The organism is Streptomyces sp. NPDC006265 (genome assembly GCF_040613555.1).
Taxonomy (GTDB): Bacteria; Actinomycetota; Actinomycetes; order Streptomycetales; family Streptomycetaceae; genus Streptomyces.
In genome coordinates, this window is sequence record NZ_JBEXSH010000389.1 from 1 (window position 1) to 8,075 (window position 8,075).

At 71.6% G+C, this 8,075-nt stretch carries 7 protein-coding genes and 3 pseudogenes; 6 read left to right on the forward strand and 4 right to left on the reverse strand.

Annotated elements, in window-relative coordinates; translation table 11 throughout:
• Positions 1-70 precede the first annotated feature (70 nt).
• From ABZ281_RS27570 to ABZ281_RS27585, 4 genes and pseudogenes are all read left to right on the forward strand, one after another.
• Positions 71-1,468: pseudogene (locus ABZ281_RS27570) on the forward strand (FGGY-family carbohydrate kinase); the annotation flags it as partial.
• A 69-nt stretch (positions 1,469-1,537) separates the two neighbouring features.
• Positions 1,538-2,293 carry a (Fe-S)-binding protein gene (locus ABZ281_RS27575; RefSeq protein WP_356659699.1) on the forward strand — a complete coding sequence of 252 codons (756 nt, stop codon included), beginning with the start codon at positions 1,538-1,540 and terminating at the stop codon, positions 2,291-2,293.
• Positions 2,290-3,777, forward strand: coding sequence for a LutB/LldF family L-lactate oxidation iron-sulfur protein (locus tag ABZ281_RS27580; RefSeq protein WP_356659701.1), 1,488 nt, complete (start codon positions 2,290-2,292; stop codon positions 3,775-3,777). The genes ABZ281_RS27575 and ABZ281_RS27580 overlap by 4 nt, the downstream gene beginning before the upstream one ends.
• Complete coding sequence (locus tag ABZ281_RS27585; RefSeq protein ID WP_356659703.1) at positions 3,774-4,421, forward strand: lactate utilization protein C; 648 nt, start codon at positions 3,774-3,776, stop codon at positions 4,419-4,421. The genes ABZ281_RS27580 and ABZ281_RS27585 overlap by 4 nt, the downstream gene beginning before the upstream one ends.
• Before the next feature lie 7 nt (positions 4,422-4,428).
• Here ABZ281_RS27585 and ABZ281_RS27590 read toward each other — a convergent pair.
• The 4 genes and pseudogenes from ABZ281_RS27590 to ABZ281_RS27605 all read right to left on the reverse strand — a co-directional run.
• Positions 4,429-4,638 (reverse strand): annotated as a pseudogene (locus ABZ281_RS27590) (SDR family oxidoreductase); the annotation flags it as partial.
• Between the two features lie 49 nt (positions 4,639-4,687).
• A complete protein-coding gene (locus ABZ281_RS27595) occupies positions 4,688-5,047 on the reverse strand; it encodes a cupin domain-containing protein (protein WP_356659705.1) in 360 nt (119 codons plus the stop codon).
• Between the two features lie 141 nt (positions 5,048-5,188).
• Positions 5,189-6,166, reverse strand: coding sequence for a pyridoxal-phosphate dependent enzyme (locus tag ABZ281_RS27600; protein WP_356659707.1), 978 nt, complete (start codon positions 6,164-6,166; stop codon positions 5,189-5,191).
• Complete coding sequence (locus tag ABZ281_RS27605; RefSeq protein WP_356659709.1) at positions 6,163-6,843, reverse strand: PAS domain-containing protein; 681 nt, start codon at positions 6,841-6,843, stop codon at positions 6,163-6,165. Before ABZ281_RS27605 ends, ABZ281_RS27600 begins: the two co-directional genes overlap by 4 nt.
• A gap of 182 nt (positions 6,844-7,025) precedes the next feature.
• On the opposite strand from ABZ281_RS27605, the gene ABZ281_RS27610 reads away from it, so the two are divergent.
• Both ABZ281_RS27610 and ABZ281_RS27615 read left to right on the forward strand, forming a co-directional pair.
• Positions 7,026-7,946 carry a zinc ABC transporter substrate-binding protein gene (locus ABZ281_RS27610; protein WP_356659711.1) on the forward strand — a complete coding sequence of 307 codons (921 nt, stop codon included), beginning with the start codon at positions 7,026-7,028 and terminating at the stop codon, positions 7,944-7,946.
• Positions 7,943-8,075 (forward strand): annotated as a pseudogene (locus tag ABZ281_RS27615) (ABC transporter ATP-binding protein); the annotation flags it as partial. The gene ABZ281_RS27610 and the pseudogene ABZ281_RS27615, both read left to right, overlap by 4 nt.

Here is an 8,075-nt window from a genome sequence, read left to right on the forward strand (position 1 = left end):
AGTCGCTGGCTTCGGGCCATGCCGGCGCTGTGTCTCTGGGCGGCGCGGTTGAGGGAGGTCCGGAGCCGCAGGGGGCGTCGGCCCGGACAGCCTGGAGCTCGCCGAGGCCCACCGTTTCCCCAACCGGCCCGTCCGGCTGCCCGAGGGGCTGCGGTGGGACGTGCTCGGGCTGTACGCCGGGGTGCTGGACGGCCTGAAGGCGGCCGGTGCCCACTGCGGTGGACGACTCGACTCCGTCGGCATCGACAGCTGGGCCGTGGACTACGGGCTGCTGGACACGGACGGGGCACTGCTCGGCAACCCCGTGCACTACCGGGACTCCCGGACGGAGGGTGTCGCGGACAAGGTGTGGGCGACCGTGCCCGCGGCGGAGCTGTACGCCGCGACCGGGTTGCAGTACGCGCCCTTCAACACCCTGTACCAGCTGACCGCCGCGCGATCGACGGCTCAGCTCGCCCGGGCCCGGCGGTTGTTGCTGATGCCGGACCTGCTGACGTACTGGCTGACCGGCGAGCAGGGCACCGAGCTGACCAACGCGTCCACGACTCAGTTGATCGATCCCCGGACGCGCGACTGGGCGTACGACATCGCCTCCCGGCTCGGCATCGACCTGGACCTGTTCGCACCGCTGCGGCAACCCGGCGATCCGGCGGGGCGGCTGCGCGGCAAGGTGCTGGAGGAGACCGGGCTCGCCGGCCCGGTGCCGGTGACGGCCGTGGGGTCGCACGACACCGCCTCGGCGGTCGCCGCCGTACCGGCGTCGGGCGAGCGGTTCGCCTACATCTGCACGGGCACCTGGTCGCTGGCCGGTCTGGAGCTGGACGCGCCGGTGCTGACCGAGGAGAGCCGGGCGGCCAACTTCACCAACGAGCTGGGACTGGACGGCACGGTCCGCTACCTGCGGAACATCATGGGCCTGTGGCTGCTCCAGGAGTGCGTGCGGGCCTGGGGCGAGACGGACCTGGGCGCGCTGCTGCTGGAGGCGTCCAAGGCTCCGGCGCTGCGGTCGGTCGTGGACGCGGGTGACGCGGCGTTCCTGGCGCCGGGGCGGATGCCCGAGCGGATCGCCGAGGCGTGCCGGCTCTCGGGGCAGCCGGTGCCCGAGTCGCCGGCCGAGGTGACCCGCTGCATCCTCGACTCCCTGGCCCTCGCACACCGCAAGGCGATCCAGGACGCCCGGCGGCTCGCCGGGCACGCGGTCGACGTCGTCCATGTGGTCGGCGGCGGTACGCGCAACGCGCTGCTGTGCCAGCTGACCGCCGACGCCTGCGGGCTGCCGGTGGTGGCGGGGCCGACCGAGGCCGCCGCGCTGGGCAACGTCCTCGTGCAGGCGCGGGCGCACGGGCTGGTCGGTGACCTGGCCGGAATGCGGCGGCTGCTCGTGAACACGCAGCCGCTCACGCGGTACGAGCCCCGGGGCGGGACCGAGCGGTGGCACGCCGCACAGGCCCGGCTCGCCGGGCACTGACGGGCCTCCCCCGCACGTTGTCCCCCTACTACGCTGCACTCATCCGATGACCGACCACAAGGAGCCGCGATGCGTGTCGCCCTGTTCCTGACCTGCGTCAACGACACGCTGTATCCGGACACCGGGCGCGCCGTGGTGAAGCTGCTGACCAGGTTGGGCGTCGACGTCGACTTCCCGAAGGCGCAGACCTGCTGCGGGCAGGCGCACTACAACACCGGATACCGCCACGAGGCCGAGCCGCTCGCCCGGCATTTCTCCGATGTCTTCGGCGCGTACGAGGCGATCGTGACGCCGTCCGGGTCGTGCGGGGCGATGGTGCGGGAGCTGTATCCGCGGATGGGCGAGCGGGCCCGGGCCGAGGGGCGCGGGGGCACCCTCGCGGCCACCCTGGCGCCTGTGGTCCCCAAGACGTACGAGCTCACGGAGTTCCTGGTCGACGTGCTGGGCGTGACGGACGTCGGGGCGTACTACCCGCACAAGGTGACCTACCACCCGACCTGCCACGGACTGCGCGGCCTCGGGCTCGGCGAGCGGCCGCGGCGGCTGCTCCAGGCGGTGAAGGGCCTGGAGCTCGCCGAACTACCGGGGGCCGACGAGTGTTGCGGGTTCGGCGGCACCTTCGCGCTGAAGAACTCCGACGTCTCGGCGGCGATGGGCGCGGACAAGGTGCGCAACGCCGAGTCGACGGGCGCCGAGGTGCTGTGCGCGGCCGACAACTCCTGCCTGATGCACATCGGCGGGACGATGGCCCGGCTGCGGACCGGCATGCGGCCGGTGCACATCGCGGAGATCCTGGCGAGCACGGAGGAGGAACCGGCCGTATGAGCGGGACGTATCTCGGCATGCCGGCGTTTCCGGAGGCCGCGCGGGAGGCCGTGCGGAACGCGACCCTGCGCGGCAATCTGCGGCACGCCACGCACACCATCCGCGCCAAGCGGGCGAAGGCCGTGACGGAGGTGTCCGACTGGGCCGAGCTGCGCGAGGCGGGCAAGCGCATCAAGGACCACACGCTGCGTCATCTCGACCGCTACCTCGTGCAGTTGGAGGAGTCGGTCACGGCCGCGGGCGGCGTCGTGCACTGGGCCGCCGACGCGGACGAGGCCAACGAGATCGTCACGCAGCTCGTGAAGATGACCGGCGAGTCCGAGGTCGTCAAGGTCAAGTCGATGGCCACGCAGGAGATCGGGCTCAACGAGGCGCTGGAGGCCGAGGGCATCCACGCCTACGAGACCGATCTCGCCGAGCTGATCGTGCAGTTGGGCAAGGACCGGCCCTCGCACATCCTCGTCCCGGCCATTCACCGCAACCGGGGCGAGATCCGGGACATCTTCACGCGCGAGATGAGCGAGTGGGGCCGCCCCGCTCCCGAGGGCCTGACCGACACACCGGCCGAACTCGCCGAGGCCGCCCGCCTGCACCTGCGGGAGAAGTTCCTGCGGGCCAAGGTCGGCATCTCCGGCGCCAACTTCATGGTCGCCGAGACGGGCACGCTCGTGGTCGTCGAGTCCGAGGGCAACGGCCGGATGTGCCTGACCCTGCCCGAGACGCTGATCTCGGTCGTCGGCATCGAGAAGATCGTGCCGACGTGGCAGGACCTGGAGGTGTTCCTGCAGACCCTCCCCCGCTCCTCCACGGCCGAGCGCATGAACCCCTACACCTCGACGTGGACCGGCACGACGGACTCCGAGACGGCCGACGGACCGAGCACCTTCCATCTGGTGCTGCTGGACAACGGCCGCACCGACACCCTCGCCGACGAGGTGGGCCGGCAGGCACTGCGCTGCATCCGCTGCTCGGCGTGCCTCAACGTGTGCCCGGTCTACGAGCGGGCGGGCGGCCACGCCTACGGGTCGGTGTACCCGGGGCCGATCGGCGCCATCCTCAGCCCTCAACTGCGGGGCACAGGAAGCGAGATCGACGCCTCGCTGCCGTACGCGTCGTCGCTGTGCGGGGCATGCTACGAGGTGTGCCCGGTCGCCATCGACATCCCCGAGGTGCTGGTGCACCTGCGGGAGCGGGTCGTTCAGGGCGGTGAGGTCACGCGGGCCGGCAACAAGGTGGTGCTGCGGCCCGCCAAGGGACATGCCGCCGAGCGGGCGGCGATGCGCGCGGCACGCTGGGCGTTCCTGCACCCGGGTGCACTGCGCGCGGGACAGCGCGCCGCCTCCCGGACGCGTCGCTTCCATCCCCGGACGCTGCCCGGTCCAGGGCGGGCCTGGAGCGGGACCCGGGAGCTGCCGCCGATGCCCGCGGAACCGTTCCGGGACTGGTGGCAGCGGACGCGCGGTGGGAAGGACGGGGACAGGTGAACAGCAGGGAACGGATCCTGGGGCGGGTGCGGCGCGCGCTGGCGGACGGACCACAGGACGACACCCCGTACGAGCAGGCGGTGGAGCGCGACTATCTCCGTGAGCACGGGCAGCGGAGCGCCGCGGAGACGGTGGATCTGCTGGCGGAGAACCTGGCGGACTACCGGGCGATCGTGCACCGTTGCGCGGACGAGGAGTTGGCGGAGCTGATCACGAGGCTGCTGGCCGAGCGGGGCTCGCGGACCGTGCTGGGCCCGCCCGGACTGCCGCCGCACTGGCTCAGGGAGTCCGACGCGACGCAGGTGCACGACCGTGCCGCGAGTACCGCGCACGAGTTGGACCGGGTCGACAGCGTGGTCACCGGCTGCGCGGTCGCCATCGCCGAGACCGGCACCCTCGTGCTGGACGGCTCGCCCGACCAGGGCCGCCGCCGGATCACACTCGTCCCGGACCACCACATCTGTGTCGTACGCGTCCCGGGCCAGGTCGTGTCGTCCGTGCCGCAGGGGCTCGAACGCCTCGATCCGGCGCGCCCGTTGACGTGGATCTCCGGGCCGTCGGCGACCAGCGACATCGAACTGGACCGGGTCGAGGGGGTGCACGGTCCGCGCACACTGGAAGTGATCCTCGTCGACGAGGACTGATCCGGGCTCAGGGCAGGATCGAGTCGACGTAGCCGCCGTCGACCCGCAGGGCGCCGCCCGTGGTGGCCGAGGCTTGGTCGGAGGCGAGGTGGACGACCATGTGGGCGATCTCCTCCGGCTCGATCAGCCGCTGGAGCAGCGACTGCGGCCGGTGCTGCCGCATGAAGGCGCGCTGGGCCTCGTCCCAGGGCAGGTCGCGGTCGAGGAGCTGGTGGACGGGCGAAGGTGGTGGTCACCGTGTGACGCGCCCGCGCGGCCGGGGGGTGCTACTCCTGCTTCGCGTACTCCTTCGCCGTCTGTCCCTCGAAGTCGTAGACGACGACCTGCTCGTCACCCACGACCCAGGCGTCGTGACCGGGCGAGCAGACGAAGACGTCGCCGGGGCCGACCTCGGTCTCCCCGCCGTCGTCCATGCGGATGTGCATGCGGCCCTGGGCCATGTAGCAGTAGTGATGCATCTGGCAGGTCGCGGTGCCCGCGATCGGGGCCATGGATTCCGTCCAGCGCCAGCCGGGCTCGAAGGTGGCCACGGCGAAGTCGAGCTCCGTCATGTGGATGGCTTCGAGGTGGCCGCGGGGGAAATCACGCCGCTCGTCGGGCTTGTCGAGCGTCTTCACTTCCAGCATGACGGGCTCCTTTCCGGCCGCGACGCACCGCGGCCGGGGGCCGGCTCTCCCCGGCGGCCCTGGACACCGCCGTCGGCGGCCGGCCCGCTACCACTCAATCGTCCGCCCTGCCACCCCGGGCCGCCATTCGGGGAACGCCCCTCAGCCGCCGCCGCGGCAGAGGTCGGCGAAGCGCCCGGTGTCGATGTTCCCGCCGGAGATGATGACGCCGACCCGGCGCGGCAGTGTGCCCGCCCGGCCGCTGAGCAGGGCCGCCAGGGGGGTGGCGCCGCTCGGCTCGACGACGATCTTCAGGCGTTCGAAGGCGAACCGCATCGCGTCCCGGATCTCGTCGTCGGTGACCAGGACGACGTCGTCGAGGAGCCGTTGATTGACCGAGAAGGTCAACTCTCCGGGGGTGTGCAGGGCCTGGCCGTCGGCGATGGTGTGCGGGACCGGGATGCTGATGCGCCGGCCGGCCTCCAGCGAACGCTTCGTGTCGTCCCCGGCCTCCGGCTCGATGCCGATGGTGCGGATGCCGGGCTGCAGGCCCTTGGCGGCCGTGGCACTGCCGGCCATCAGGCCGCCGCCGCCGACCGGCGTCAGCAGCGCACCCAACTCTCCGGCTTCTTCGAGGAGTTCGAGAGCGGCCGTGCCCTGTCCTGCCATGACGTGCGGGTCTTCGTAGGGCGGGATGAGGGCGAGGCCGCGTTCGGCGGCGAGGGCCTCGGCGATGGCGACGCGGTCGCCGGTGTAGCGGTCGTACGTGACGATCTCCGCGCCGTAGCCGGCGGTGGCCGCACGCTTCGACGGCGGGGCGTCCTCCGGCATGACGATGACCGCGGTGGTGCCCAGCTCGCGGGCCGCCAGGGCGACGGCCTGGGCGTGGTTGCCGGAGGAGTAGGCGGCGATGCCCCGGGACAACTGCTCGGGGGTGAGACGGGAGGCGGCGTTGTAGGCGCCGCGGAACTTGAAGGCGCCCACGCGCTGGAAGTTCTCGCATTTGAGGTGGACTTCGACACCGGTGAGCGCGTCGAGGGTGCGGGAGCGCAGCACGGGTGTGCGGTGGGCGACCCCTTGGAGGCGGGCGGCGGCGTCGCGGACGTCGTCGAGGGTGACCGGTGGGGTGGTGGTCGTCACGCGGGTCCTCCGGTGGATGCGTCGTGGGCGGCCCGGGCCCGGGACAGGTAGTTGTAGGCGGAGGCGCGGGAGATGCCGAGCCGGGCGGCGACCTGTTCGACGGCGCCGCGCACAGCGAAGACACCGCGGGTGTCCAGCCCGCCGAACAGCTCCAGGCGCTCCGCGCGGTCGAGCTCCGCCCAGCTGCCCCGCTGCTTCGACCGGTGGACGTCGACAAGGGCGTCGACCACGGAATCGATGTCGTTGCCGAAGGTGGTGGTCGGCAGCTCCGCCGGGGCTTCGCCGAGTCCGGCCAGCGCGCCGAGCAGGCCGTGGACCTGGGTGACTGCGCCGACGTCCACGTTGACGCAGAGGGCGCCGAACACGGCTCCCGTGGAGTCCCGCAGCACCATCGTGGAGGACTTCACCAGGGTGCCGCTGCGGGTGCGGGTGACGTAGTTCAGTTCGTCTTCCGCCTCGTCGCCGCGGGCGAGGACGCGCATGCCGATCTCGCTCATCGCGCCGCCGACTGCGCGCCCGGTCACCGATCCGGCCACGGCCACCACCGATTCCTCGGGCTTCCGGTAGTCGTGCAGCACGATGTCGCACACCGGTCCGAAGGTCGCGGCGATTCCGTCCACGACCGGCGTCAGCGCCGTGAGGATCGCGTCCCGCTCGGCATCCGTCTCGCTGCTCACCCCTCCTCCTCTCACCTCCCTCACCTTAGACCACAAGTCCAGCACCTGGATAGGCAGTCCAGCAATCCCCAATAGCCGGCAATGGTTTTCACATGACTTCGGCCCGAATCCGCTTTTGACATTCATTCCCATCTAGCGTGATGCCCGTCGATCACCCCGTGCCCGCCCACCCTGGAGGAGTCATGTCCTTGTCCACGTCCCGCCGCCTCGCGCTTCTGACCAGCGCGTCACTGGCCCTGCTCGCGGGCTGCGGCAGCTCGTCGGACTCGGCCGACGGCAAGAGCACACCGGCCCGCGTGGCCGTGGTCGCCTCCACCAACGTCTACGGCGACATCGCCCGGCGCATAGGCGGCGACCGGGTCGACGTCACCTCGGTCATCAGCGACCCCGACCAGGACCCCCACTCCTACGAGGCCGACCCCCAGAACCAGCTGGCCCTGTCCAAGGCGAAGGTCGTCATCGAGAACGGCGGCGGCTACGACGACTTCGTCGACCACATGCTCAACAGCGGACACAACGACTCCGCCCAGGTGATCAACGCGGTCGACGTGTCCGGCAAGACCGCGCCCGAGGGCGGGGAACTCAACGAGCACGTCTGGTACGACTTCCCCACCGTCGCCAAGGTCGCCGACCGGATCTCCACCGCCCTCGCCAAGGCCGACCCGGGCGATGCCACCGCCTTCGAGAAGAACACCACCGCCTTCAAGGCGAAGCTCGCGCCCCTGGAAGCCGAAGAGGCGCAGATCAAGAGGGCGCACGGCGGCGACTCGGTCGCCATCACCGAACCGGTGCCGCTGTACATGATCGAGGCGAGCGGCCTGGTGAACCGAACGCCCGCGGAGTTCAGCGAGGCGATCGAGGAGGGCGACGACGTCTCCCCGCGCGTCCTCCAGAAAAGCCTCGCGCTGTTCGACGGCCGGAAGGTGAAGGCCCTCATCTCCAACGAGCAGACCTCCGGCCCCCAGACCGTGAAGGCCGAGGCGGCGGCCAAGGCGGCCGGCATCCCCGTCGTGCCCGTGACCGAGACCCTGCCCAAGGGCAAGGACTACCTCGGCTGGATGACCGCCAACCTCGACGCGCTCGCGAGCGCGCTGGCCAAGTGACCCCGATACCCGGGCAGGACGGCACGCCTGTCGTCACACTGCGTGCGGCCGCCCTGTCCTACGGCGACCGCGAGGTGTGGAGCGGTCTCGACCTCGACGTAAGGCCCGGCGAGTTCCTGGCCGTGCTGG

Excerpts from the sequence above, each read along its gene's own strand:
- ABZ281_RS27610 (WP_356659711.1), top strand. The coding sequence starts at position 7,026 with ATGTCCTTGTCCACGTCCCGCCGCCTCGCGCTTCTGACCAGCGCGTCA.
- ABZ281_RS27580 (WP_356659701.1), top strand. The coding sequence starts at position 2,290 with ATGAGCGGGACGTATCTCGGCATGCCGGCGTTTCCGGAGGCCGCGCGG.
- ABZ281_RS27595 (WP_356659705.1), bottom strand. The coding sequence starts at position 5,047 with ATGCTGGAAGTGAAGACGCTCGACAAGCCCGACGAGCGGCGTGATTTC.
- ABZ281_RS27575 (WP_356659699.1), top strand. The coding sequence starts at position 1,538 with ATGCGTGTCGCCCTGTTCCTGACCTGCGTCAACGACACGCTGTATCCG.